The organism is Paraburkholderia pallida (genome assembly GCF_004524855.1).
Classification (GTDB): domain Bacteria; phylum Pseudomonadota; class Gammaproteobacteria; order Burkholderiales; family Burkholderiaceae; genus Paraburkholderia; species Paraburkholderia oxyphila.
On sequence record NZ_CP038151.1, the window covers coordinates 1,152,000 to 1,176,622 of the forward strand.

Sequence of the window (24,623 nt, forward strand, 5' to 3'; positions counted from 1 at the left end):
CGATCAGGTGGGCGCGATATCGCGCTGGACACGATGGATGTGCTGCTCCACGTAGAACGCGGCCGCATCTGCGTCGCCGGTCACGATGGCTTCGTAAATGAGCCGGTGCTCCGCGACGTAGAGGCGGATGCGGGCGGGATCGTAAATGCCGTCGTCCTTTAGACGCTTCCACAAGGACTGGTCCATCGTGTCGGCAATCTCCTGGGCGAGCTTCACCAGCAGCGCATCGCCGGTCATCACAGCCAGTTGCCGATGAAACAGGCGGTCACTGTTGTTCCATAGCGCACGCTGTTCGGGGTCCGAAACATCGGTGAGCGTTTCCATCTGCGCGAGATAGTGCTCCGCGAGCGCATCGCGCTTCTTGTGGGCCGCCGCCCGGCGCGCGATGGCGGGCTCCAGAATCAGGCGCACGTCCAGCGTGGCCGAGGGGCTGTAATCCGGCTCGATCAGACTCGCTTCGGCCGTGCCGGCCGGCGCGCTGACCCGCGCCAGCACCTCGGGGGCGTTCGCCGAGACATAGGTGCCGGAATTTCGGCGCGTGAGCACGAGGCCTTCGTTCTGGAGCGCCCCGATTGCCTCGCGCACTGCCGGGCGCCCGACGCCGAACAAGGCGGCCAGCTCGCGCTCGGAAGGCAGGCGCGACTCCGGAAGGTATCTGCCGGCCCGGATTTCCGCGCGGATCTTTTCGGAAACCTGCTCGTAGATCTGGAGGGGGCGGAAGTTCGCGGGGAAATCGATGCGTGCGGAGGCCATAGAGGATCGGTCGAAACGTTGGTCTCCAATATACCACTTACTCGCGCTGTCAAAACCACCGGAGCCGCCGCCGACCGGTGCCGTACCAATGTGGGTTACACGAATGCCAGATGGGGTCAATATGTTGGATTCATGGATTGATAACCAGCCAAATGTGGTTTAAATTGAATCCACTTAAGCACCTTCTCCAACGCGAGTCACCCAGACCATGACCACTCCGCCAGTCAAAACTTTCGACGCGCAAGCCACGGCCGCGCTGCTGGACTATCCGACGCTCGTGCAGACGCTGCGCGAAACCATCGTGGAATACGCAGCCGGGAAGATCGTCAGCCCTGAGCGCCTGGTCATTCCGCTGCAGGAAGGCGGCGTCATGCTCTCGATGCCGTCGAGCGCAAGCGACATTGCGATCCACAAGCTCGTCAACGTGTGCCCCGGCAACGGCAAGCGGCAGCTCCCCACGATTCACGGGCAGGTCATTGGGTGCGACGCGTTCACGGGCGAGATGCTGTTCGTGCTCGACGGCCCCACGGTCACCGGACGCCGGACCGCCGCCGTCACCGCGCTCGGCATCATGTGCCTGCATGCGGACGCGCCGAAGGAGATCCTGATCATCGGCACCGGGAAGCAGGCCGTCAATCATGTGGAAGCCTTTGCAGCGCTCTTTCCGCAGGCAAGGATGTTCGCGCGAGGCTCGACGTTGGAGAGCACGCAACGTTTCGTGGAATCGCTGCGCGCGATTGCGCCCACTCTCAGCGTTCTGGAGGGCGATATTCCCGACTCTGTCGATGTCGTCGTGACGGTTACTACGAGTCAATCGCCCGTCTACACCGCTACCGCACGGGCCGGACGTCTTGTGATCGGCGTGGGCGCATTCACGCCGGCCGCGGCCGAAGTCGGCAAAGCGACCGTGGACAGCAGCTTCCTCGTTGTCGACGATCCCGCCGGCGCGAAGCACGAAGCGGGCGATCTGATTCAGGCGGGCGTCGACTGGGCCAACGTGAATGCGCTAGCCGATGCCATCAAGGGAACCCTCAACCCCGCAGCACCGGTCTTTTTCAAGAGCGTTGGCTGCGCCGCCTGGGATCTTGCTGCGTGCCGGGTCGCGCGCGCGCATATCGGCTGAAGCTCGCACGGGGCGTGCCGCCCGGCGCCCCGCGCATCATGCTGGCTGCATAGGCAACAACATTCGCGCGCTTCGCGCTAGAATGAAAACCCTTTTCGCCAACGCGTCCATCACCCATGCTTCAACCTTCTTTGCCGGAGAACGAAGCCAAGCGTTTGGAGACTCTGCGGTCGTGCAATATCCTCGACACCTTGCCCGAGGAACGTTTCGACCGCATCACGCGCCTCGCGCGACGCTTGTTCAACGTCCCCATCGCCGCTGTCACGCTGGTCGATTCCGAGCGCCAATGGTTCAAGTCGCACCCGGGCCTCGACGCTTCTGAAACGCCGCGCAACATCTCGTTCTGCGGCCACGCCATTCTGAGCGACGACCTCTTCTTCGTGAACGATGCGAGCGCCGACGTGCGCTTCGCCGACAACCCGCTCGTGACCGGCGCGCCGAACATCCGCTTCTATGCGGGCTGTCCGCTCTCGGTTCCGAACCAGATGCGCCTCGGCACGCTCTGCCTGATCGACAGCGCGCCGCGCAGCTTCGGCGACGAGGAGCGCGCCGTGCTGCGCGATCTGGCCGACATGGCCGAGCAGGAGATCGCGGCCACGCGCATGGCGAGCACCGACGAGCTCACCGGCCTCGCGAACCGGCGCGGCTTCAAGGCGCTCGCCGAGCAGGCGGTGCGTCTGTGCCGTAGCGCGCAGCGGCCGGTCTCGCTGCTCTATCTCGACCTCAACGGCTTCAAGCAGATCAACGACACCTACGGCCACACCGAAGGCGACCACGCACTGGTTGCGTTCGCAACGATATTGCGCCTGGCCGTGCGCGAGGGCGACGTGATCGGCCGGCTGGGCGGCGACGAGTTTGCGGTGCTGCTCCCCGACGCCGACGAGGCCGGCGCGGCGCAGGCGACCGATCGCATCTGCACGCAACTGGAGCGCTTCAATCGCGCGGCGCAAAAACCCTACGCGCTGCGCAGCAGCATGGGCAACGCGGTGAGCCGTGCCGACGCGGCATCGTCCGTGGACGAGTTGCTGGCGCTCGCCGATGCCGCGATGTATCGGCAAAAGCGCGCGACGGGGTGCGAGCGGCGCTGACGCGATGCGGCCGCTCTAAGCCTGCCGGCCGCCCTTTCATTTGCTTCGAGCATGCCGGCGGCGTTGCCTGTCATCGATTGATGATGCGGCGGCGCGCGCAACGGCGTATCGTTACCCCATGCGGGAGGCGCCCGACGCCGCCCGCACGAGCAAGGACACGCTCGTTGGGGAGCGAGATGACGAATCGGCAACGTCCGCGCGAGCACATTGCCGCGCTGGCGCTGGGTGTCGTGCTGGGCCTCGTGGCCGTGGCAGCGGGCGCGGGGCTGTGGCTTCACTCGGTGCAATCCGGCCCGCAGGCCAACGCCGGCGATCAGTCGGCCTCGGTGGCCGCGATCCTGTTCGGCGTCTTCCTCGCGATTTGCGCCGGCCACGAGATCTGGCGGCGCAAGACGCACTAATACGCCGTGTCAATCCCGTCACGACCGGCGCGCCGCGCTCACCGCCGCGGCCCACGCCGCAATACGGACAAACGGACTTGACGGTCTGTTCGGTCTTGCGCAGCCCAAACTTGCAAACAAGGGGAAAAGGCCTGATTCAGGCCGACACCCACACCTGGCCGTCCTCCACGCGCGCGGCGAACGCATTCACCGAGCGCACGGGATCTTCAAGGCACTCGCCGGTCGAAAGATCGAAGTGGTGCTTGTAGATGGGCGACGCCACGACGATGCGCTCGCCGAGGCTGCCCACGAGCCCGCGCGAAAGCACCGCGGCCTGCGAGTTCGGGTCATAGTTGCCAATGGCGAACACACGCGCGTCGCCGTCGTCGATATGGAACACCGCGATCTGCTCGCCTTTCACGAGCGCGCACACGCCCGTATTGGGGACGATGTCATCGAGCTTGCACACGGGCACCCAGGTGTCTTGCGCAATGGCATGGCTAGCGACGTGGCTCATTTCGTACTCCTCATAAGTGAACAGGTTCAGGCCAACTCAAACGGTTTCGACAACGACGGGAATCTGCGCGAGCGCCTCGTAGTCGGTGCGCACGGGGATCTGCTGGCGCTCCTCGGGCGTGGCCGGACGAATCTGGCCGCGCTCCTCGACGAATGAAACGTGGTGGTCACCCGCGTCGCTGTTGACGAAGTGGCGGAAACGCCGGCGCGTCTGCGGATCGGTCACGGCCTTCTTCCACTCGCACTCGTAGGTGTCCACCACGAGCTGCATCTCCGCTTCGAGCTCGGCGGCGAGTCCCAGCTTGTCGTGCACGACCACGTCGATCAGATAGTCGAGGCCGCCTTCGAGGTTGTCGCGCCACACGCTCGTCCGTTGCAGGCGGTCCGCCGTGCGCACGTAGAGCATCAGGAAGCGGTCGATGTAGCGAATCAGCGTGTCCTTGTCGAGATCGGACGCGAGCAGTTCGGCGTGACGCGGCTTCATGCCGCCGTTGCCGCACACGTAGAGGTTCCAGCCCCGCTCGGTGGCGATGATGCCGATGTCCTTGCCCTGCGCCTCCGCGCATTCGCGCGTGCAGCCCGAGACGCCGAACTTGATCTTGTGCGGCGCGCGCAGGCCCTTGTAGCGGTTCTCCACTTCGATCGCGAGGCCAACCGAATCGCCCACGCCATAACGGCACCACGTCGAGCCCACGCACGACTTCACGGTACGCACGGCTTTGCCGTAGGCGTGCCCCGATTCGAAGCCCGCGTCGATCAACTCCTCCCAGATGAACGGCAGTTGCTCGACGCGCGCACCGAACAGGTCCACGCGCTGGCCGCCCGTGATCTTCGTGTAGAGGCCATATTTCTTCGCAACCATGCCCACGGCAATGAGGCCCTCGGGCGTGACTTCGCCGCCCGGCATGCGCGGCACGACCGAATAGGTGCCGTCGCGCTGGATGTTGGCGAGGTAGTAGTCGTTCGAATCCTGCAGGCTCGCGTGCTCCTTCTTGAGCACGAACTCGTTCCAGCACGACGCGAGAATGCCGGCCACCGCGGGCTTGCAGATTTCGCAGCCGAGCCCGTGGCCGTGCTTCGAGAGCAGCGCGCCGAAGGTCTTGATGTTCTCCACGCGCACGAGGTGGTAGAGCTCCTGGCGCGAATACGGGAAGTGCTCGCAGAGGTGATTGTTGACGGCCACGCCCTGGCGCTGCATCTCCGACTTCATGATCTGCGTGACGAGCGGCACGCAGCCGCCACACGACGCGCCCGCGCAGGTGGCAGACTTCATCGCGCCGATGCTCGTCGCGCCGTCGCGCACCGCCGCGCAGATCTGCGCCTTCGAGACGTTGTTGCACGAGCAGATCTGCGCACCCTCGGGCAGGGCCTCCACGCCGAGCGCGGGCTTCGCCTTGCCATCGGCTTGCGGCAGGATCAGGAACTCGGGCGCCTCCGGCAATTCGATGCGGTTGAGCATCATCTGCAGCAGCGTGCCGTACTCGCCTGCGTCGCCCACCATCACGGCGCCGAGCAGATGCTTGCCACTCTCCGAGACCACGATCTTCTTGTAGACCTCGCGGCGCTCGTCGGCGAAGCGATAGGAGCGGCTGCCCGGCGTCTTGCCGTGCGCGTCGCCGATGCTCGCCACATCCACGCCCATCAGCTTGAGCTTCGTGCTCATGTCCGCGCCTTCGAAGCGTGCCGCCGCGCTGGCGTCCTGCGCCGTGCCCGCGAGCGTCTTCGCGACGATGCGCGCCATGTCGTAACCCGGCGCCACGAGACCGAAGATCTGGCCTTGCCACAGCGCGCATTCGCCGATCGCGTAGATGTCGGGGTCGCTCGTGCGGCAGGCGTCGTCGATCACAATGCCGCCGCGCGCACCCACTTCGAGCCCGCACGCGCGCGCAATCTCGTCGCGCGGACGAATGCCGGCCGAGAACACGATCATGTCGGCTTCGAGGTGCGTGCCGTCGGCGAACACCATGCGGTTCGCCGCGCCTTCGCCATCCACGATCGACGTGGTGTTCTTCTGCGTATGCACAGTCACGCCCAGCGCTTCGATCTTGCTGCGCAGCATGCGGCCGCCGTCTTCGTCGACCTGAACCGTCATCAGGCGCGGCGCGAATTCGACCACGTGCGTCTCGAGCCCCAAATCGCGCAGGGCTTTCGCGCATTCGAGGCCCAGCAGGCCGCCGCCCACCACCACACCGGACTTCGCGCTCGCACCGCGTGCCTGCATGGCCTCGAGGTCTTCGATGGTGCGATAAACGAAGCAGTCCGTACGATCATTGCCCGCGATGGGGGGCACGAATGGCGACGACCCCGTGGCGATCACGAGTTTGTCGTACGAAAGCGTCTCACCATTGGACACGCTCACGGTGCGCGCCACGCGGTCGATCGACACGGCCTTCGCGTTGAGCACGAGGCGCACGCGCTGGCGAACGTCGTCGCGCTCGAAGAAACCTTCGCTCACGAGCGAAAGATCCTCGGCGGACTTGCCGGCGAAGAATTCGGAGAGATGCACGCGGTCGTAAGCGGGGCGCGGCTCTTCGCAGAGCACGGTCACGCGCACGTTCAGCGCACTTTGCGCGGCGTCCGCGAGCACGCACTCCAGAAATTTGTGGCCCACCATGCCGTGACCCATGACCACGACGTCCAGACCATTCACTGCGAGCGTTGATTGCGTCATGCTTATGCACCCTGCCAAATAAAAAGGCGTCCCGCGGATCCAGCTCGCGAGGAGCCAGATTCGGGGGACGCCGTTGCCCTGAGATTCAATCGATTTGCACTGCCATGCTGCGTTGCAGCCGGATCGCCGGCCGCCGGATCGCCGTTGATCCTGTTTGCGGATCGTTACGCAAGCACTGTGCCAGTCCGCCGGAAATGGCCGAAAACCCCACGCCACAGGGCGCGAGCGAGCTCTCGGGCCTGCTCGCCGTGCGTGTTGGTGCGGTGCGCCGCGAGGCAGCCAGGCACAAATTTGGTGCCGTGCAGCACGCCCGCTGTGCGATTTCGGTGCGCCACCGCGATGCATTCGAAAAACTTGTCAATGGGTGCGTGCCCCGCTGGCGCCGGCGAGCGCGATGCACACCGGTCCGACGCGTGCGCTGGTCTGGAACTTGCGTAGAGCCATCCATCCGGCAACGATGCCGGAGCGCCCACACCATCGGCTTCGATGCGCGGGCCATGCTGCAACCCCTTCATGCATTGGCGGACAACGGCGTCCCCTCGTCACACACGACGAGCGGACGCCGTTTGTTTTGATGGCGCGCGTAACAGCGCGCAGAATATGAAAGAACGCGAAAGGATCAACATGAACGCAACCGGAAAGGTCACTTTATTGAGCGCGGGACCTGGCGACCTCGAACTGCTGACCTTGAAGGCTGCGAAGGCGCTCGCCCGCGCTGACGTCGTGCTGCTCGACGACCTCGTGAATCCCGAGATTGCCTCGCTCGCCCCGCAGGCGCGCGTGATCAAGGTTGGCAAGCGCGGCGGCTGCCGCTCCACCCCGCAGGCGTTCATCGAGCGGCTCATGCAGCGCTATGCGCGCAAGGGCCTCGACGTGGTGCGCGTCAAGGGCGGCGACGCCCTGCTCTTCGGCCGCGCGGGCGAAGAGCTCGCGGCGCTGCGGCGCGCGGGTATCGCGGTGGAGATCATCAACGGCGTGTCGTCGGCGTTCGCGGCGGCGGCGGGCCTGGGCGTCTCGCTCACGCATCGCGACCACTGCCAGGGCGTGATCTTCGTGACGGCGCATCTGCGCGACCATAGCGAACCGGACTGGCAGGCGCTCGCCGCGACGCGCATGACGCTCGCCATCTATATGGGCATGAGCCGCATCGAGGGGCTATGCGCGACGCTCGCGCAGGCGCTTTCGAATGAGACGCCGGCCGCCGTTGTGCAATGGGCCGGCAGTGCGAACGAGCGCCGCGTGACGGGAACGCTCGGCACCATCGCCGCCATTGCGACGCAAGCCGGGCTCGGCAGCCCGGCCATCATTCTCGTGGGCGATGCAATTGGGGAAGCGGTTACGCTGAATGCGTTCGATGAGGATGCCCAGGCGTACGCGGCGGGGCTACCGGTACTACGAAGCGCGTAGCGATGGATATTGTTTTATCGGCTCAGATTGAGAATATTCGAAATTGCCAACGCCAGACCATCTGGATTGTCGTACGCAATCATATGTTCGGCGTTGGCAACTAGCTCGACCGTGCAACCGGCTTGTTCGAATTTCGCAATCTCGTCGCTCATTGCCGTATCCGAAAGAATCACGCCTTTGGTTGCGTTCAGGTTGGTCAGATCATCGAGCCAATTGGTCGAATTGTCGTCTATAGCCGATCTCGCCCATTGATAAATGGCGTAGGGTGACGCCACGGAAAAAGGCCCCAACCAGACATCGTTACCGCCTTGGGCCTTCAATTGCGCCAGGAATTGTGAAAAGCCGCTATCGACGAATTGCTGCTCGGTCTGGGACGCAATCTCCGACAACATGGCGACGCCGTAGTCGGTCAGCCCAGGCTCACAAAGCACAAGCGTGTCGACCTGAATGGGCAACTGCTGCGCGAGCTTCAAGGCAATGAACGCCCCGGCGCTATGGCCGAACAGGTTCACGTTCGAGAAACCCTGGCTGACCGCAAAATTCGATAGAACCGTTGCCTGCGTCGCGGAGTCGTATTTTCCGTCTTGCGGCTTGTCGCTAAGGCCCGACCCCATGAGATCGACGAGAATGGATCTGCATTTGGAGTAAGAATCGGAGGTCACAACCGGCAGGTAATCGATGCTGGATGCGCAGCCCAAGCCGTGAATAAAAAGGAGGGGTTCAAACGCCTTTTCCCCGGAATACAGATCAAGGTAACGAAGAATATTACCGCTATCGTCAATGGAAAATGTATTCACCTGTACCAACACTTTCGATAACGAAATAAATTCACGTGCACCCACGCGAAGCGCCAGGAGAATCGGCGTTACACCGTCTCGCGCCCCAGCACACGCCGCGCGGCAAGCAGCGGCAATCTCACGCCGAACCCAGCCACGAGCCGCAGATGCATCCACGAAAGCAGCAGGTTGTCGCGCGCGTAGTTGAAATGCGAAACGCCGCCCTCGTGCGCCCGGAAGTAGCGCACCGGCGCCTCGATCTGGATTGGCCGCACACCGGCCCAGCACAGGCGCACGGCAGCTTCGGGGTCGAAGTCGAAACGGCGCATCCATGGCTGCTGCCGCATGATCGTCCTGAGCGGCTCGATCGGGTAGACGCGAAAGCCGTAGAGCGAATCGCCAATGCCGGCCCACAGCGTCTCGATGTCCGCAAACAGGTTCGACAGGCGCCGCCCCTGCACGCGAATCTGCGGCGCGCTCGCGTCGAATTTCGGCAGGCCCAGCACCATCGCATCGGGCGCCGCCTGCGAAGCGGCCATGAAGCGCGGAATCAGCTCGGCCGGATGCTGACCGTCCGAGTCCATCGTGAGCACATGCGTGAAGCCACTCGCCGACGCGGCCTCGATGCCCGCGAGCACCGCGCCGCCCTTGCCGCGGTTGGTCGGCAACGCGATTACATGCAGCCCCGGATCGTTCATCGCCATCCCCTGCAGGCGCTCGACGCTGCCGTCCGTGCTGCCGTCCACCACCACCCACACGGGGTTCCACTGCGCACGCGCGGCGCGCACGGTTTCATCGACCTTGAGGCCCGGGTTGTAGCTCGGGATCAGGACGAGGTGCGTGGTCGAAGCGGGGGGCGTGGACATGGAAGCGGCCGATTGCATGGAACGGGATACTGACAAAATTTTATGACTCGCCGACGACCCTGCACATGTCTCTTCGACATCGTGCGCGCGCGGCCATGGCAATGCAACGCATCTCTACGGGCCTTCCGCGCATCATGAGAGGCTCGCCACGGCGTGACCCGCGCTCGCCTCGATCTCGATCAGCAGGTCCGAGCGGCACACGTCCGCGTGCAGATAGAGCGGGCGCACGTGCGGGCCGGCGGCTTCGCGCAGCAGGCGGTCGATGGCGGCGAGCATGGCCGCATCGGCGCCGTCGCGCACGTAGACCTTGAGCGCGAGATCCGCCAGCGCGAACGGTCCATGGCCCTGCCGCGCAGCCTGGTCCAGCACGGCCACGAGATTCGCGAGCGTTTCGCGCGTTTGCGCCAGCACGTCGCCGTGGTGCACGGTGCGGTGCCCGACGATGCTCGCCGTGCCGGAAATGAACAGCACCGGCGCGGTGCATGCACCGGGCGCGCCGGACCAGGCGGCCGCGCGTGCGAATGTCGGGGCGCGGGCGCCGTATTGCGCCGGGTAGTGGAACGCGCTCACCTGGCGCGGGTTCTCGATGGCATCGGCGCTCGTGCGACTCGCGAGGAAATACACCGCGAGCGGTTCGCTCGGCACGCCCTGCGCCGATAGCGGCCCGACCGAGCCGAGCGCGCAGGCCGCCGGCACGCTGCCGGTGAGCGCACGGCGGCACGCTTCGAAAGCGTGCTGGCGTCCCGCATTGAACTGACGATAGCGCTCGGCGCCATGCTGCTCGACGTTGATCGCGGGCACGGTGTTCCAGATCCGCAGCGGATGCGGCATGTCCAGCGTATCGAGCAGATCGAACAGCATCCGATAGGCGGCGTCGGTCGCGCGTTCGAGCGGCGCTTGTGCGTGCGCGGGTGCGTCTGTTCCCGGCTCGGCCGCGAAATCGGCTTCGCTCAGCACGATGCTGCCGAACACGAGTCCCGCCGCCTCGCTATAGCGGTAGTGCAGCGCGCCGCGCTGCACGCTGCGCAGATCGTCCGCTGCGCATTGCCAGATTTCGTAACAGGATGCGTCGTGGCCTGCACCAGGCGTGCCGTCTGGAGCACCGGCGGCGTGCCGCGGCTCAAGGCGCGTCATGTGCACCGGCGAGAGCGGCAAGTCGGGCACGGCGTCGGCCAGCAGCGGCCAATGCGCCGACGCACCCACGCAGACCGCGCCGATCGCGCCCGGAAACGCGCGCTCGAAGGCCGCGGCGGGACCCGCTTCGCCGGCACCGTGCTGCGCGCCGCCCAGCAACGCTGCAAGGCGCGCATGATCGATCTGCACGAGCCGCAGCGCGCTTTGCTGCGCGTGGCCGTGCGGCGCCACAGGCGCAGAAGTCATCGATTGCGAACGCCAGCCGGCGTCGACAGTTTGCACAGACACTCGAAATTCCTCAGGAAATCGTCGACGGACAAATTACGCGCTCGCGCCTACGCGAGCCCGCCGTTGATCGACAGGACTTGCCCGGTCACGTACGCGGCCGCATCGGACACGAGATACGCGACCATGCCGGCCACTTCTTCCGGCTGCCCGGCGCGCTGAGCGGGCACGAGCTGCTTGATGCGCTCGGCGGGAAACGCGCGCTCGGCCATGGCCGACGCGATGACGCCGGGCGCGATCGCGTTCACCGTGATGCCGCGCGAGGCGACCTCGAGCGAGAGCGCCTTGGTCGCGCCAATCAAGCCGGCCTTCGCGGCCGAATAGTTGACCTGCCCGCGATTGCCCATGACGCCCGCGAGCGAGGCGATATTGACGATGCGCCCATGGCGGGTGCGGATCATCGGCAGCAAGAGCGGCTGCGTGACGTTGAAGAAGCCGTTGAGCGAGACGTCGATCACGCGGCGCCATTGCTCGCGCGTCATGCCGGCGAGCGGCGCGTCGTCATGGATGCCCGCGTTGTTCACGAGGATCTGCACCGGCGCGTCTTCGATCAGGCCTTCGAGCGCGGCCTGCGCGGCATCGGCGTCGGTCACGTCGAAGGCGATCGCCTGCGCGGCGCCCCCCGCTTCGCCGATGCGCCGCGCGACCTCCTCGGCCGCTCCGAGATGGCGGTTCGCGTGCACCCACACTTCGTGGCCCGCCTGCGCCAGCGCCATGCAGATGGCTTGCCCGAGCGCGCCGCTGCCGCCTGTCACGAGCGCCCGCATCGGTTTTCTCCTTTCATTCGCGCTTCCCTTTCATCAGGACGATCAGGACAGCGGCGCCGCGATCCTGCGCGTGCCGCCGCGTCGCCTCGGTCAAACGCATCGCATCCAGCGCGAGCGCCCTCAGCGAACGCGATGCGCCTCCACATAGGCGGCCAGCGCGCCCAGCGTCGCGAAGATCTTTTCGTTATCCGGATTGTCGGAGCGCAGCTCGAAGCCGTACTTCTTCGAGATCAGCAGCGCGATCTCCAGAATGTCGATGGAGTCGAGCCCGAAGCCCTCGCCATAGAGCGGGGTCTCGGCGCTGACGTCGTCGAGCGAGACGTCTTCGAGATTCAGTTCGCCGACGATCAGCGCGGCAAGCTCTTTTTCCAGTGCGTTCATCATGCGTGGGTTGCAGGCGGCGCGAGCGCGGCGCGCGAACGGCGATCTGGCGCACGCATCGCACGTGCTCCCCGCCGTCCCTCCCGGCGCCTGCCCGCTGTCCCGCCTGCCTGATTTTGGGGTTCGTTTAGTAAAAGTTACGCGGATTCTAGACGATGGGTATCGGTGCGTATACGGTGAGCGCCGCCGAAAGGTTACAAGGGGTCGGGCACGCGGCGCCCGAATTTTGGGACGCGAACGCGCGAGACGCTTGCACGGCATTGGGCGCAATTGGTTCGGATGCCCGCGCCACGCCGCGCGGTGGCATACAAACGGTTACAAACCGGCGGCGCGCCATTCCGGCGCTGCTCCGTCGCCATCTTAAAATATGCCTGCCGCCTTTGCGCGGCCCGCTATTCATGTGACGTATGCCTCGCGACCGGTGCCAGAGTGCCCGACACAGCGCCACCCGCCATATGAAAGCTGTCTGAAAACCGCCCAAGCCAACGGAGCCAAACAAGCCGTGCCCTGCCCACCCATGCACCTTCGCCTCGCGCCGGACCGCGCTCCGGTACACTTGCCGGCCCGCCTCGTCGCGCGCGGCGGAGCCGGCGCACGAGGTGCCCAAGCTGCCCAAGCTGCCGAAGGTGCCCAGGGTGCTCGCGGCGCACGTGGCGTACGAAATGCCAAAGGTGCTCGCGGCGCACGTGGCGTGTGGACGTCTGAAGGCGCGCAGCGCCGGCCCGGAGCAGCACGATGAGCGCGCTCGCCGGTGTCGCACGTGCAGCGCTCGTGGTCGTGGCGGTGGCCGCGTACCAGCTGCTCGCCCATCACGCGGTGGCCACGCCCGGCGAACACGGCCTCGGGCTCGCCATGGCGCTAGTGCCGCCGATGGCGATCGCGCTGGCCGCGGCAGCCCGTTCGCCGCGCCGGGGCTGGCTGCTGCCGCTCTGGGCGCTCGCGGCCGCCGCGCTCTGGGCCGCGCACACGCCGCTTGCTCTTCATTTTGAATGGGGCCTGTACCTCGAGCACGTGAGCTTCAACCTCGGGATGGCGCTGCTGTTCGGCCGCACGCTCGTGCATGGGCGCGTGCCGCTCTGCTCGCAGTTCGCGTCGATGATCCACGGCTCGCTGACGCCGGCCGTCGCGCGCTACACGCGGCAGATCACCGTGGCGTGGACGGCGTTCTTCGTCGCCATCGCCGCCGTTTCGACGCTGATGTTCGCCGCCGCGCCGATCGTCGCGTGGGCGACCTTCGCCAACTATCTGGCGCTGCCACTGGTGGGCGCGATGTTCGTCGCCGAGCATGTGTGCCGCCGCTTTGCGCTGCGCCACGAGCGGCGCTCCGGCATGCTAGACGCGATCCGGGCATACCGGCAGGCGTCGGCGCAGAACAACGCGGGCCAGGTGAGCCAGAAGGACCCTGTGGGCCGCGCGAGCCAGGCAAACCGCGCGACGCCAGGCCGCCCGAACGCGAGCCGCACAGTCAGACCCATGCCATGAATAAACGGCCGGCGGCGCGCTGCATCGCCGGCCCCTGTTTCCGAATCAACTGAAGTTATGCCGACTCATCCGCTGGTCTTTCACGCTTCGCCCCGCCAGGTCATCGCCTGGCGCGACGGCTCGCCGGTCACGGTGCACGCGTTCCTCGCCGACGTCGCGCGCGTGGCCGCCGCGTTGCCGCAGGGCGGACACGTGTTCAACGTCTGCCGCGACCGCTACCGCTTTGCCGTGAGCCTGTGCGCGGCGCTCGTCGCGGGCCGCATCAGCCTGCTGCCGTCCACGCATACGCCGGAGATGGTCCGCCAGCTCGCGACGTTCGCGCCCGATGCGTTCTGCCTGCACGACACGGCCGACTGCGCGATCGACTTGCCGCGCTTTCGCTACCCAGAGGCCGCGCCGCACGACGCGTACGACTCGGCTATTGCGCGCGACACCCCGTTCGAGGTGCCGCAGATCGATGCCGCGCGCATCATGGCCTACGTCTTCACCTCGGGCTCGACCGGCGCGCCGGTGCCGCATCGCAAGACCTGGGGCTTCCTCGTGGCCAACGTGCGCGCGGCGGCGGAGCGCCTCGGGCTGCTCGATGCGTCCGCCCAAGTCCACGCTGAGGCTCGCGCGGAGACTCGCGCCGAAGCCGGGACCGGGGCCGATGCGCCCGTCAACACGCATACCCTGATCGGCACGGTGCCCGCGCAGCACATGTACGGCTTCGAATCGACGGTATTGCTCGCGCTGATCGGCGGCCTCGCGTTCAGCAACCGCCAGCCGTTCTATCCGGTCGACATCCGCGCCGAACTGGAGGCCGTGCCGCAACCGCGTGTGCTCGTGACCTCGCCCATCCACCTGCGCGCGCTGCTCGCGACCGAAGCGGCGCTGCCGGGCGCGGCGCTCGTGCTCTGCGCGACCGCGCCGCTCGCGGAAAAACTCGCGTGCGAGGCCGAGGCGCGCCTCGCCGCGCCGCTCGTGGAGATCTACGGCAGCACCGAGACCGGACAGATCGCGACGCGCCGCACGGCGCAGGGCGCAACCTGGTCGCTGTTTCCGCGCATCCGCATGGAGGCGCGCGCGGCCGCCGGCAACGGCAACGCCACTGGCGAAGATCGCGACGAAGGACCGACGGTCTGGGTCTCGGGCGGTCACGTGGAAGAGCCGGTGCCGATGGGCGATGCGCTCGAGCTGCTCGACGCGCACCGTTTCCTGCTGCACGGGCGCAAGGCGGACCTCATCAACATCGCCGGCAAGCGGACCTCGCTCTCGTACCTCAATCATCAAATCAATGCGGTCCCGGGCGTGGCCGACGGCGTGTTCTTCATGCCGGGCGATGTCGCGCAGGCCACCGGTGGCGCGCAGGCCGGCGCAAACGGGAACAGCGCCGATCCCGCGGGCAGCGGCGCGGTCACGCGCCTCGTCGCGCTCGTAGTCGCGCCCACGCTCACGGCCGCCGGCCTGCAGCGCGCGCTGCGCGAGCGCATCGACGCCGCGTTCATGCCGCGCCCGCTCGTGTTCGTCGAATCGCTGCCGCGCAACGAGACCGGCAAGCTGCCGCACGAGGTGCTCGCCGCGCTGGTTGCACAGCATACGCACGGCGCGGTTGAAGCGACTGCGGCGGCACACGCGCATGGCGCGAGCGCCGCGAAAGCGAATGCCGCAGACGCCGCGCAAGCAAGCGGTGCGTGCTCCGCGCGGAAGTCGGGCACAGTGGACGGAGCCAGCACCACCGGCAACGCGTCCTCCCTCACCTTCAGCGTTCCCGCCGATCACCCCGCGCTGCCGGGCCACTTCCCCGGCCATCCGGTCGTGCCCGGCGTCGTGCTGCTCGATCACGCCATCGACGCCATCGGCGCGGCGCTGAACCGCCCGCTGCAGGCCTGGCGCCTGAGCGCCGCGAAGTTTCTGAGCCCGGTCAAGCCCGGCGAGACGCTCGATCTCGCGTTCGACGCCGCGGCCAGCGGCGCGATCCGCTTCACCGTGCGCGCGGGCGCGCGCGACGTCGCTAGCGGCACGCTCTCGACCACCCCGCCGCCTCAACCCGGCGCGCCGGCGCCGTCCGCCGCGCACGCCTCCTCGCAGAAGGGGCCGCAACCATGACGAAGCGCACCGACTGGGCCCAGCGTCAGGAGCGCGGCAGCGCGCTGCTGCTGCGCGTGATGACCTGGCTCTCGCTACGCCTCGGGCGCTCCGCCGCGCGCGGCCTGCTGCATTTGATCGCGCTCTACTACGTGCTCTTTTCGCCGCGCGCGCGGGCCGCCTCGCGCGACTACCTGCGCCGCGTGCTGGACCGGCCGGTGGGCTGGAGCGATGTCTACCGGCACGTGTTTACCTTCGCGACCACCATTCACGACCGTATCTATTTGATGAACGAGCGCTTCGACCTGTTCGACATCCGCCCACAGGGGCAGACGCTCGTCGATGCCGCGCTCGCGAACGGACGCGGCGCGTTCCTGATGGGCGGCCACCTCGGCAGCTTCGAGGTGGTGCGGGCGCTCGGCCGCACGCGGCCCGACATGCGCGTGGTCGTCACGATGTTCGACGAGAACGCCCGCAAGATCAACGCGACGATCGCCGCCGTGAACCCGGCCGCACAACCCGAGGTGATCGCGCTGGGACAGATCGATTCGATGCTGCGCGTGAACGAGCGGCTCGACGAGAACTGCATGGTGGGCATGCTCGCCGACCGCACGCTGCTCGCCGACGCCGCCAGCTCGATGCGCCGCATGGCCTTTCTCGGCGAGCCCGCGGCCTTTCCGCTCGGGCCGCTCTACATGGCCGCGATGCTCAAGCGTCCGGTGATCTTCATGACGGGCCTCTATCGCGGCGGCAACCGCTACGACGTGCACTTCGAGATGCTCGCCGACTTCACGCACACGCCGCGCGAGTCGCGCCAGGCCGCCATCGACGCGGCGCTCGTGCGCTACGTCGCGCTGCTCGACCGGCATTGCCGCGCGGCGCCGTACAACTGGTTCAACTACTTCGACTTCTGGCAGAGCGCGCAAGCGGCTGAACAAGCGAGCCGGACCTCTCAAGCGGCACAAGCGGCAGGAGCGGCGCGACCCGCGCAAACGGCTCAAACGGCTCAAACGGCTCAAGCGGCTCAAGCGGCAGGAGCGGCAGGACCGATGCACGCGCCCAAGCCCGCGGACGTTGCCGCGCGCGTCGCCAGGAACGCCTACGCGGCGAGCCGCGCCGAAACCGCTGGGGCTGCCCGAACGCGCCGCGACGAGCCGCGCCGCAGCGAAGCGGCGCATGCGAGCCTTGCCGCCCGGGAGACCTCCGACGCATGAGCGCCACTCGCCTTTTCGCTTTCCTTCGCCGTGCGCAACGCGTGCAGCGTGTGTCGCGTGTACGGCCTGCCATAGCGTGCATGGCCGCCGCGCTGGCGCTGCTCGGCACGACCGCCCTCTGCGCGCTCGCACCCACGCCCGCCGCCGCGGCACAAGCCGCCGAGACACCTGCCCCGGCCTGGACACTCGACCGCCTGATGGCCGTGCTCGCCCAGCACAAGTCGGGCCGCGCCGCGTTCACGGAAACCAAGTACCTCGCCATCGCCTCGCAGCCCATCGAGTCGTCGGGCGAGCTGGTGTTCGTCGCGCCCGATCATCTCGAGAAAAACACGCTCAAGCCCAAACCCGAGCACCTCGTGGTGGACGGCGACATGCTCACCGTCGAGCGCAACAACCACAAGTACACGCTCGCGCTCGCGCGCTATCCGGAGCTGGGCGCGTTCATCGAGAGCATTCGCGCGACGCTCACAGGCAACCGCCTCGCGCTCGAGCAGACGTACCAGGTCGCGCTCGCCGGCAGCGGCGAGAACTGGACCCTCACGCTCACGCCGCGCGACTCGCGCATGCTCAAGACGGTCAGCACGATCACGCTCGAAGGCACGGGCGACGCGCTGCGCAGCGTGGCGATCCAGCAGGCGGGCGGCGACCATTCGCTGATGCGCCTGCGCCCGCTGGCCGCCGACGCGGCGGCAGACTGAGTCACCTTCGCGGGTAGCAGCACGCATGGACAACCCGACCCAACCCACGCAGCAAGCCCGTGGCTTGCGCGCCTTCGGCGCGGCCCTGCAGCGCCGCGCCGTGCTCGTATGGCTCGTCTTCCTGCTCGCGTGCGCGGGAACCATCGCGCGCGCCCATTTCAGCACCGACCTCTCCGCGTTCCTGCCGCGCTCGCCGAGCGCCGGCCAGCGTGTGCTCGTCGATCAGTTGCGCGACGGTCTCGTCTCGCGGCTGATTCTCGTCGCCATCGAAGGCGGCGATCCGGCCACGCGCGCCCAGCTTTCGCGGCAAGTCGCGGCCACGCTGCGCGCCGACCCGCAGTTCGCCGCGGTCCACAACGGCGAGGCCGTGAACGACGCGCGCGACCAGCAGTTCGTGTTCATGCATCGCTATGCGTTGAGCCCGGCGGTCACGCCGCAGCGCTTCACGGCCGCCGGCCTGCATGAGGCGCTGGGCGAGAGCCTCGACTTGCTGAGCTCGTCGGCGGGCCTCGTCGCCAAGGACTTGCTGCCCCGCGATCCGACTGGCGAAGTCGCCGCCCTCGTAGGCGAGCTCGACAGCGCCGCGCAGCCGCAAAGCCTCGATGGCGTGTGGGCCTCGCGCGACGGCACGCGCGCCGTGCTGGTCGCGCAAACCACCGCCGCGGGCTCCGACACCGACGCGCAGGCGCGCGCCATCGACGCCGTGCGCCGCGCGTTCGACGCGGCCACGCACGCGCCGGCGAACGCCGCGTCGGCGTCGGCTTCGGCTTCGCCGTACCGGCTGGAGATGACCGGCCCCGGCGTGTTCTCCGTCGATACGCGCGACGCGATCCGTCACGACGTCGAGCGCATCTCGGTCTTGAGCCTCGTCCTGATCGTCGCGCTGCTGCTCACGCTCTACCGCTCGCCGCGCACGCTCGCGCTGGGCCTCGTGCCCGTGCTCTCGGGCGTGGCCGCGGGCGTCGCCGCGGTGAGTCTCGCGTTCGGCACGGTCCAGGGGCTCACGCTCGGCTTCGGCACGACGCTGATCGGCGAGGCCGTCGACTATTCGATCTATCTGTTCGTCCAGTCCGGCGACGCGCGCCCCGACCCGCGCTCGCGCGACACCCTGCGCGCGTGGGTGGCCGCGTATTGGCCGACGATCCGCCTCGGCGTGCTCACCTCGGTGTGCGGGTTCGCCTCGATGCTGTTCTCGGGCTTTCCGGGCCTCGTGCAGCTAGGCGCCTACTCGATCGCGGGCCTCGTGACGGCGGCGCTCGTCACGCGCTTCGTGCTGCCGCGCCTGCAAGGCGGCGCCGTGGCGATCCGCGACGTCTCGCGCGTCGGCGCCTGGCTCGCCAGCGCCGCGCAGGCCGCGCCGCGCCTGCGCAGGCCGCTCGCCGCGCTGGCGCTGGCCGCCGTCGCGGTCCTCGCGCTGCATCGGGACGACCTGTGGAGCCGCGAGCTTGCTTCGCTGAGCCCGGTGCCGGCGGCGAGCCAGGCGCTCGACACACGGCTGCGCGCCGATGTGGGCGCGCCCGACGTGCGCTATCTGGTGGAGATTCCCGCGGCGAGCGAGCAGGCCGCGCTCGAAGGCGCCGAGAAGATCGGCGCGCAACTGCAGCCGCTCGTCGACCAGGGCGTGCTCGCGGGCTTCGAAAGCCCGGCGCGCTATCTGCCGAGCGACGCCGCACAGCGTGCGCGCGCCGCGAGCCTCCCCGACGCGGCCGAGCTCGCCTCGCGCATGCGCGAGGCGGTGGCCGACCAGCCCATCAGCATCAAGCCCGAAGTGTTCGCGCCGTTCATCGCCGATGTCGAGACGGCGCGCAAGGCGCCCTTGATCACGCGTGCGGACCTGCGCGGCACCTCAATGGCGCTGGCCGTCGACGCCTTGCTGACCGAGCGGGACGGCCGCTGGAGCGCGATGCTCGCGCTGCGCGCGCCTGCGGGTGCTGCCGGTGCGACTTCGACTCAGGGTGCGACTTCGACTGAGGGTGCGACTTCGATTGAGGGTGCGACTTCGACTGACGGCGCGGCGGCTACGCAAGCGGCGCAGGTTGCCAGTGGCGGCGCTGCCGGACCGGGCACGCAAGCGAACAACGCGGCCAACCCCTCGCGCAACGGCACAACCGCCAGCGGCCCGAGCCTCGACACCGCGCCGATCAGCGCCGCCGTCGCGCGCGCGGGCGTGCCCGGCGCGCTGTTCGTCGACCTCAAGGCCGAGGCCGACCGCCTCTACGTGAACTACGTCCACGAGGACATCCGGCTCTCGCTCGCGGGATTCGCAGCCATCGCCGTGCTGCTGACGCTCGCGCTGCGCTCGCCGCTACGCGCGGCGCGCGCGCTCGCGCCGCTAGTGGCCGCCGTGCTCGTGGTGGCCGCGGGCTTCGCGCTCGCGGGCGTGCCGATGACGATCCTGCATCTGGTCGGGATGCTGCTGATCGTGGCGGTGGGCTCGAATTATGCGCTGTTCTTCTGCAAGCCCGAGGGCGGCGGCGTGGGCGAAAAAGCGGGCGCGCCGGGCATCACGCCCCAGACGCTGGTCTCGCTGCTGGTTGCCAATCTCGCGACGGTGGCGGGCTTCGGGCTGCTCGCGCTCTCGCATGTGCCGTTGCTCGAAACCTTCGGCCTCACGGTCGGGCCGGGCGCGATGCTCGCGCTCGCCTTCGCCGCGATACTCGCGCCGCAGGCCCCGCGCGCCGCGCACGCGAGCGCCACCGAAGCCGCGCTGCCCCGCAGCGAGGGAGGACGCGCATGAATTCGCCGCAACCGCTTGCCTTGCAGGCAGGCACCTCTGCCGCAGCCCTGCCAAGCCACAAGGCAGGAAGCGTATGAACACGCCCTCGCCGCTTGCCTCGCACCCAGGCGCCACCGCGCCTGGCGCCGCGCGCCGCTGGCGCCCCACGCCGCTGATCACGGGTGCGGCGGCGCTGCACGCGGGCGCGGCGGCGGCGCTGCTCGCCCAACCGTCCACGTGGCCGTGGGCGGCGGGCGGCGTGATCGCCTCGCATCTCGCGCTGACCGCGGCGGGACTCTGGCCGAAGAGCGCGCTGCTCGGTCCTAACTGGACGCGCCTGCCCGAAATCCGCGCAATGGCGCCCGAATTCGCGCAGGACCAGGCGGATGGCGGCGCGGACCGCCGCATCGCGCTCACCATCGACGATGGCCCCGATCCGGACGTGACCCCGCGCGTGCTCGACCTGCTCGACCAATACGGCGCGCGGGCGACGTTCTTCTGCATCGGCGACCTGGCGCGGCGGCACCCGCGCTGCATCGAAGCGATCGTCGCGCGCGGCCACGCCGTGGAAAATCACAGCCAGCGGCACCGGCACACGTTCTCGCTCTCGGGGCCCGGCGCGCTGCGGCGTGAAATCGAAGCCGCGCAGCGCACGCTCACCGAGATCAGCGGGATGCGCCCGCTCTTTTTCCGCGCCCCGGCGGGCCTGCGCAATCCGTTTCTCGATCCGGTGCTGTGCGGGCTCGGCCTGCAACTCGCGAGCTGGACGCGACGCGGCTTCGACACGCGCGAGCGCGACGCCCGCAAGGTCGCGCAGCGCCTGCTGCACGGCCTCGCGCCTCGCGACATCCTGCTCATGCACGACGGCCACGCCGCGCGCGGCCCGCACGGCCAGCCCGTGGTGCTCGAAGCGCTGCCCGAGGTCCTGCGCGCCGCCGCCAGCGCGCAATTGCGCTGGACGACGCTGCGCGAAGTGCTCAACCCTGCGATCAGCCCGGTGCTCGACGCGGCGCTCGACCCCGCACTGTCACCCGCGGGCGGCGCGCCTCTTTCGCGGCAGACCGAAGGCGGCCGCCCGCCAGCCGGGGTCCCCGGCCGGAATGGGGCCAGTCGCCCCCCATTTGATAAAATTTGATGAGAATCAATGTTCCGCGAGGCCTCTGTTTGAGATGCCCGTGCGGCGCGCACTTCAGTCACCGGATTCGACCTTCGTGAAACCTCTACTGCTCTCGCACTACACCGCCACCAGCTGCCTCGGGCGCGGGCTCGACGCGACGCTCGACGCGCTGCGCCGCCAACGCGGCGGCCTCGCGCCGTGCGATTTCGAGCGCGCGGAGCTCGACACCTGGATCGGCGCGGTAGAGGGCGTCGAAGCCGAACCCATGCGCGCCGATCTGGCCGATTACGCGTGCCGCAACAACCGTCTCGCGCAGCTCGGCCTCACGCAGGACGGCTTCGCCGCGCACGTCGAGAGGACCATCGCGCGGTATGGCGCGGACCGCGTAGGCGTGTTCGTCGGCACGAGCACGAGCGGCATCCTCGAAACCGAGGACGCCTACCGCCGGCGCGACCCGCAGACCGGCGCGCTGCCCGCGGGGTTCCATTACGCGGAAACCCACAACCCCTACTCCGTGGCCTCGTTCGTGCGCGCGTACTTCGCGCTGCGCGGCCCGGCCATGGCGATCTCCTCGGCGTGCTCGTCGGGCGCGAAGGTGTTCGGCTCCGCACGCCGCATGATCGAGGCGGGGCTCATCGACGCCGCGGTCGTGGGCGGCGTCGATTCGCTGTGCCTCACGACGCTGTACGGCTTCAATTCGCTCGAACTGCTCTCGCGCAAGCCATGCCGGCCGTTCGACGTGGCGCGCGACGGCATCTCGATCGGCGAGGCGGCGGCCTTCGCGCTCGTCGAGCGCTTGCCCGAGGCGCGCGAGGCGGTCGATGAAAACGCCGTGCTGCTGCTCGGCGTGGGCGAATCGAGCGACGCCCATCACATGTCCTCGCCGCATCCGGAAGGGCTCGGCGCGCGCGCGGCCATCGAGCAGGCGCTCGCGATGGCGGGCGTCGCGCCGGCCGGAATCGGCTACATCAACCTGCACGGCACCGCGACGCCGAGCAACGACGCCGCCGAGAGCCTCGCGGTGCGCGCCTTCTTCGAGGGCACGCCGTGCAGCTCGACCAAGGGCGCGACCGGCCACACGCTGGGGGCGGCGGGCGCGCTGGAGGCCGTGGTGGCCGCGCTCGCGCTGCGCCACCGCTTCGTGCCCGCGGGCGTGAACACGACGCAGCCCGATCCGGCGCTGGGTCTCGACTACGTGCTGCAAAGCCGCGACGCCGACCTGCACACCGTCCTCAGCAATTCGTTCGGCTTCGGCGGCACGAATTGCAGCCTGATATTTGGCCGCGCGGACCACGCGCTGCGCGAACCGCGAGCGTGAACCCGTCATGAAATTGCGAGCCATCATCGAAAGCATCGGCCTGATCGGGCCCGGCCTCGCCGACTGGCCGCGGGCCGCCGAGGTCCTCGCGGGCCGCGCGCCGTGGACGCACGCGCGCACCGAGCTGCCGCCAGCCGCGGGCCTGCCGAGCGCCGAGCGGCGCCGCGCCGCGCCGGTCGTGAAAACCGCGCTGGCCGTGGGCCACGAAGCCGTTGCCGCGAGCGGCCGCGACGGCGCGACGCTCGCCACCGTGTTCGCCGCGTCGGGCGGCGACGGCCAGAACTGCCACGCGATCTGCGAAATGCTCGCGGGCGACGACCGCCAGATCTCACCGACGCGCTTTCACAACTCGGTGCACAACGCGGCGGCCGGCTACTGGAGCATCGCGGCGCGCTCGCGCGCCACGTCGAACGTGCTCTGCGCGCACGACGGCAGCTTCGCCGCGGGCCTGCTGGAGAGCCTGTGCCAGATCGTCGTGGACGGCGTGCCGAGCCTGCTGATCGCCTACGAGACCGACTATCCCGAACCGCTGCACACGGTGCGGCCGATCGCTGACGCGTTCGGCGTGGCGCTCGTGCTCGCGCCGGCAAGCGATGACGATGCCGACGCGCAAGTGCCTGCAAACGCGCTGGCGTGCATCGAAGTGAAGCTCACCGACGCGCCGGTCACGACGCTCGCCTCCCCCGAGCTCGAAGCCTTGCGGGCCGAGAATCCCGCCGCGCGCGGGCTGCCGCTGCTCGAAGCGATTGCGGCGGGGCGCGCGGCTAGCGTGGTGATCGACTATCTGCCCGAGACGCGCGTGCGCATCGACGTGACGCCAGCGGGCACGCACGCGGAGCGCTCGCGATGACGCAAGACGTTTTGCATGGCGCGCCGTCTGTGGCATCACCCGACACTACGGCCGCAACGTCCTCGACAGCTTCGGCGCCCCATGCCGCGCCGCTCGGGCACGCGTGGATCGCCGCGCATATTCCGCACAGCGGTGCGATGTGCCTGCTCGAGACTGTCGACGCCTGGGACGACACACACATCCGCTGCACGGCGACGAGCCACCGCGACACCCATAACCCGCTGCGTTCGCAGGGCCGGCTGGCCTCGGTCTGCGGCATCGAGTACGCGGCGCAGGCGATGGCCGTGCATGGCGCGCTCTGCGGCATGCGCGACGGCGTGCAGAACCAGCCGGAAGTTGGCCGGCCGCGCGTGGGCTTTCTCGCGAGCGTGCGCGGCGTCGAAGCGCGTGTGTCGCGCCTCGATACGTTCGAGGCGCCGCTCACCGTGGAAGCCGAGCGCATGAGCGGCGACGGCAACACCGTCCTGTACGGCTTCACGCTTCGCTGCGGCGACGCGGTGCTGCTGACCGGGCGCGCCGCCGTGATGCTCGACGCGTCCGGCGCGCTCGCCAGGGCCACCGATAACAGTCTCAAGGGAGAAACGACATGAAAATACGTCAATCCGCACGTCAATTCGTGCTGGCCGCGCTGCTGCTCGGCACGATGAGTTCGGCCGCCTACGCCGACCTCCACGAGGTAAAAGAGGACATCAAGCGCGATTCGAAAGAGGCCGCAGCGAAGACCGGCCACGCCGCGCGCGACTTCGGCCACGCCACCGCGCACGCGGCGAAGACGGTCGGCCACGGCATCGCGAACGCCTCGCGCGAGGGCTGGGACGCCACCAAGCGCACCACGAAGCGCGTGTTCCACAAGGACGAAAGCAGCCGGGAATCGGGAAAGACCGAGACTTGATGCCGTGATGGCACGCCTGACGCCCCGCCAGCGGCCTTCAACCCCGCCTCAAACCCGCTAATTCCCTCCCCCGAACGGCCAATTTTCCCGTCTTGCGCCCGCGACAAGGCAAAATACGGGTT

The 24,623-nt window shown here is 68.4% G+C and carries 21 protein-coding genes and 1 pseudogene; 14 read left to right on the forward strand and 8 right to left on the reverse strand.

What is annotated here, in order from left to right:
* Window positions 1-3: 3 nt before the first annotated feature.
* Window positions 4-753, reverse strand: a complete 750-nt coding sequence (locus tag E1956_RS39880) for a FadR/GntR family transcriptional regulator (RefSeq protein ID WP_134758805.1) — start codon at window positions 751-753, stop codon at window positions 4-6.
* 208 nt (window positions 754-961) lie between these two features.
* Here E1956_RS39880 and lhpI point away from each other — a divergent pair, with 208 nt between their 5' ends.
* The 3 genes from lhpI to E1956_RS39895 all read left to right on the forward strand — a co-directional run bounded on the left by lhpI (window position 962) and on the right by E1956_RS39895 (window position 3,365).
* Complete coding sequence (gene lhpI / locus E1956_RS39885; RefSeq protein WP_134758806.1) at window positions 962-1,876, forward strand: bifunctional Delta(1)-pyrroline-2-carboxylate/Delta(1)-piperideine-2-carboxylate reductase; 915 nt, start codon at window positions 962-964, stop codon at window positions 1,874-1,876.
* Between the two features lie 116 nt (window positions 1,877-1,992).
* Window positions 1,993-2,964: a sensor domain-containing diguanylate cyclase gene (locus tag E1956_RS39890; RefSeq protein WP_134758807.1), complete on the forward strand. Its 972-nt coding sequence runs from the start codon at window positions 1,993-1,995 to the stop codon at window positions 2,962-2,964.
* Between the two features lie 176 nt (window positions 2,965-3,140).
* Window positions 3,141-3,365 carry a hypothetical protein gene (locus tag E1956_RS39895; protein WP_134758808.1) on the forward strand — a complete coding sequence of 75 codons (225 nt, stop codon included), beginning with the start codon at window positions 3,141-3,143 and terminating at the stop codon, window positions 3,363-3,365.
* 136 nt (window positions 3,366-3,501) lie between these two features.
* Here the strand turns inward: E1956_RS39895 and nirD are convergent, their stop codons facing one another.
* Window positions 3,502-3,861, reverse strand: coding sequence for a nitrite reductase small subunit NirD (gene nirD / locus E1956_RS39900; protein WP_134758809.1), 360 nt, complete (start codon window positions 3,859-3,861; stop codon window positions 3,502-3,504).
* Between the two features lie 36 nt (window positions 3,862-3,897).
* Window positions 3,898-6,501 carry a nitrite reductase large subunit NirB gene (gene nirB, locus E1956_RS39905; protein ID WP_167760317.1) on the reverse strand — a complete coding sequence of 868 codons (2,604 nt, stop codon included), beginning with the start codon at window positions 6,499-6,501 and terminating at the stop codon, window positions 3,898-3,900.
* A 654-nt stretch (window positions 6,502-7,155) separates the two neighbouring features.
* Here nirB and cobA point away from each other — a divergent pair.
* Window positions 7,156-7,938 carry a uroporphyrinogen-III C-methyltransferase gene (gene cobA / locus E1956_RS39910; RefSeq protein ID WP_134758811.1) on the forward strand — a complete coding sequence of 261 codons (783 nt, stop codon included), beginning with the start codon at window positions 7,156-7,158 and terminating at the stop codon, window positions 7,936-7,938.
* Window positions 7,939-7,952: 14 nt separating this feature from the next.
* Here cobA and E1956_RS39915 read toward each other — a convergent pair whose 3' ends face one another.
* The 5 genes from E1956_RS39915 to E1956_RS39935 form a co-directional block, all read right to left on the reverse strand.
* On the reverse strand, window positions 7,953-8,780 hold the full coding sequence (locus E1956_RS39915) for an alpha/beta fold hydrolase (protein ID WP_232072232.1): 828 nt from the start codon (window positions 8,778-8,780) through the stop codon (window positions 7,953-7,955).
* 23 nt (window positions 8,781-8,803) lie between these two features.
* Complete coding sequence (locus E1956_RS39920) at window positions 8,804-9,580, reverse strand: glycosyltransferase family 2 protein (protein ID WP_134758812.1); 777 nt, start codon at window positions 9,578-9,580, stop codon at window positions 8,804-8,806.
* Window positions 9,581-9,712: 132 nt separating this feature from the next.
* Window positions 9,713-11,002: a chorismate transformation FkbO/Hyg5 family protein gene (locus E1956_RS39925; protein ID WP_134758813.1), complete on the reverse strand. Its 1,290-nt coding sequence runs from the start codon at window positions 11,000-11,002 to the stop codon at window positions 9,713-9,715.
* 47 nt (window positions 11,003-11,049) lie between these two features.
* On the reverse strand, window positions 11,050-11,766 hold the full coding sequence (gene fabG / locus E1956_RS39930) for a 3-oxoacyl-ACP reductase FabG (RefSeq protein ID WP_134758814.1): 717 nt from the start codon (window positions 11,764-11,766) through the stop codon (window positions 11,050-11,052).
* A gap of 120 nt (window positions 11,767-11,886) precedes the next feature.
* The gene (locus E1956_RS39935) at window positions 11,887-12,147 is read right to left on the reverse strand and encodes a phosphopantetheine-binding protein (RefSeq protein ID WP_134759696.1); all 261 of its coding nucleotides are present in this window, start codon (window positions 12,145-12,147) and stop codon (window positions 11,887-11,889) included.
* Between the two features lie 735 nt (window positions 12,148-12,882).
* Here E1956_RS39935 and E1956_RS39940 point away from each other — a divergent pair.
* From E1956_RS39940 to E1956_RS39985, 10 genes and pseudogenes are all read left to right on the forward strand, one after another.
* The gene (locus E1956_RS39940) at window positions 12,883-13,629 is read left to right on the forward strand and encodes a COG4648 family protein (protein WP_232072234.1); all 747 of its coding nucleotides are present in this window, start codon (window positions 12,883-12,885) and stop codon (window positions 13,627-13,629) included.
* A gap of 57 nt (window positions 13,630-13,686) precedes the next feature.
* A complete protein-coding gene (locus E1956_RS39945; RefSeq protein ID WP_134758815.1) occupies window positions 13,687-15,717 on the forward strand; it encodes an ApeI family dehydratase in 2,031 nt (676 codons plus the stop codon).
* Window positions 15,714-16,667 (forward strand): annotated as a pseudogene (locus E1956_RS39950) (LpxL/LpxP family acyltransferase); the annotation flags it as partial. The gene E1956_RS39945 and the pseudogene E1956_RS39950, both read left to right, overlap by 4 nt.
* A gap of 239 nt (window positions 16,668-16,906) precedes the next feature.
* Window positions 16,907-17,608 (forward strand): outer membrane lipoprotein carrier protein LolA, encoded by a 702-nt coding sequence (locus E1956_RS39955; protein WP_232072236.1) that lies wholly within the window; start codon window positions 16,907-16,909, stop codon window positions 17,606-17,608.
* Window positions 17,609-17,633: 25 nt separating this feature from the next.
* Entirely contained in the window at window positions 17,634-20,345 is a 2,712-nt protein-coding gene (locus E1956_RS39960; RefSeq protein ID WP_134758816.1) for an MMPL family transporter, read from the forward strand.
* Between the two features lie 73 nt (window positions 20,346-20,418).
* Window positions 20,419-21,459, forward strand: coding sequence for a polysaccharide deacetylase family protein (locus E1956_RS39965; RefSeq protein ID WP_134758817.1), 1,041 nt, complete (start codon window positions 20,419-20,421; stop codon window positions 21,457-21,459).
* A 76-nt stretch (window positions 21,460-21,535) separates the two neighbouring features.
* Complete coding sequence (locus tag E1956_RS39970) at window positions 21,536-22,759, forward strand: beta-ketoacyl-[acyl-carrier-protein] synthase family protein (RefSeq protein ID WP_134758818.1); 1,224 nt, start codon at window positions 21,536-21,538, stop codon at window positions 22,757-22,759.
* A gap of 7 nt (window positions 22,760-22,766) precedes the next feature.
* Window positions 22,767-23,609, forward strand: a complete 843-nt coding sequence (locus E1956_RS39975; RefSeq protein WP_134758819.1) for a beta-ketoacyl synthase chain length factor — start codon at window positions 22,767-22,769, stop codon at window positions 23,607-23,609.
* On the forward strand, window positions 23,606-24,199 hold the full coding sequence (locus tag E1956_RS39980) for a hotdog family protein (RefSeq protein ID WP_232072238.1): 594 nt from the start codon (window positions 23,606-23,608) through the stop codon (window positions 24,197-24,199). Before E1956_RS39975 ends, E1956_RS39980 begins: the two co-directional genes overlap by 4 nt.
* On the forward strand, window positions 24,196-24,501 hold the full coding sequence (locus E1956_RS39985) for a hypothetical protein (protein ID WP_134758820.1): 306 nt from the start codon (window positions 24,196-24,198) through the stop codon (window positions 24,499-24,501). Before E1956_RS39980 ends, E1956_RS39985 begins: the two co-directional genes overlap by 4 nt.
* The last annotated feature ends 122 nt before the right edge of the window (window positions 24,502-24,623 follow it).

What these genes read in the sequence shown, in the direction of transcription:
- fabG (WP_134758814.1), bottom strand. Translation starts at nt 11,766, where the DNA reads ATGCGGGCGCTCGTGACAGGCGGCAGCGGCGCGCTCGGGCAAGCCATC.
- E1956_RS39880 (WP_134758805.1), bottom strand. Translation starts at nt 753, where the DNA reads ATGGCCTCCGCACGCATCGATTTCCCCGCGAACTTCCGCCCCCTCCAG.
- E1956_RS39960 (WP_134758816.1), top strand. Translation starts at nt 17,634, where the DNA reads ATGGACAACCCGACCCAACCCACGCAGCAAGCCCGTGGCTTGCGCGCC.
- cobA (WP_134758811.1), top strand. Translation starts at nt 7,156, where the DNA reads ATGAACGCAACCGGAAAGGTCACTTTATTGAGCGCGGGACCTGGCGAC.
- E1956_RS39935 (WP_134759696.1), bottom strand. Translation starts at nt 12,147, where the DNA reads ATGAACGCACTGGAAAAAGAGCTTGCCGCGCTGATCGTCGGCGAACTG.
- E1956_RS39895 (WP_134758808.1), top strand. Translation starts at nt 3,141, where the DNA reads ATGACGAATCGGCAACGTCCGCGCGAGCACATTGCCGCGCTGGCGCTG.
- E1956_RS39945 (WP_134758815.1), top strand. Translation starts at nt 13,687, where the DNA reads ATGCCGACTCATCCGCTGGTCTTTCACGCTTCGCCCCGCCAGGTCATC.
- E1956_RS39985 (WP_134758820.1), top strand. Translation starts at nt 24,196, where the DNA reads ATGAAAATACGTCAATCCGCACGTCAATTCGTGCTGGCCGCGCTGCTG.
- E1956_RS39920 (WP_134758812.1), bottom strand. Translation starts at nt 9,580, where the DNA reads ATGTCCACGCCCCCCGCTTCGACCACGCACCTCGTCCTGATCCCGAGC.
- E1956_RS39975 (WP_134758819.1), top strand. Translation starts at nt 22,767, where the DNA reads ATGAAATTGCGAGCCATCATCGAAAGCATCGGCCTGATCGGGCCCGGC.
- E1956_RS39965 (WP_134758817.1), top strand. Translation starts at nt 20,419, where the DNA reads ATGAACACGCCCTCGCCGCTTGCCTCGCACCCAGGCGCCACCGCGCCT.
- E1956_RS39890 (WP_134758807.1), top strand. Translation starts at nt 1,993, where the DNA reads ATGCTTCAACCTTCTTTGCCGGAGAACGAAGCCAAGCGTTTGGAGACT.
- nirD (WP_134758809.1), bottom strand. Translation starts at nt 3,861, where the DNA reads ATGAGCCACGTCGCTAGCCATGCCATTGCGCAAGACACCTGGGTGCCC.
- E1956_RS39955 (WP_232072236.1), top strand. Translation starts at nt 16,907, where the DNA reads ATGAGCGCCACTCGCCTTTTCGCTTTCCTTCGCCGTGCGCAACGCGTG.
- lhpI (WP_134758806.1), top strand. Translation starts at nt 962, where the DNA reads ATGACCACTCCGCCAGTCAAAACTTTCGACGCGCAAGCCACGGCCGCG.
- E1956_RS39980 (WP_232072238.1), top strand. Translation starts at nt 23,606, where the DNA reads ATGACGCAAGACGTTTTGCATGGCGCGCCGTCTGTGGCATCACCCGAC.
- E1956_RS39940 (WP_232072234.1), top strand. Translation starts at nt 12,883, where the DNA reads ATGAGCGCGCTCGCCGGTGTCGCACGTGCAGCGCTCGTGGTCGTGGCG.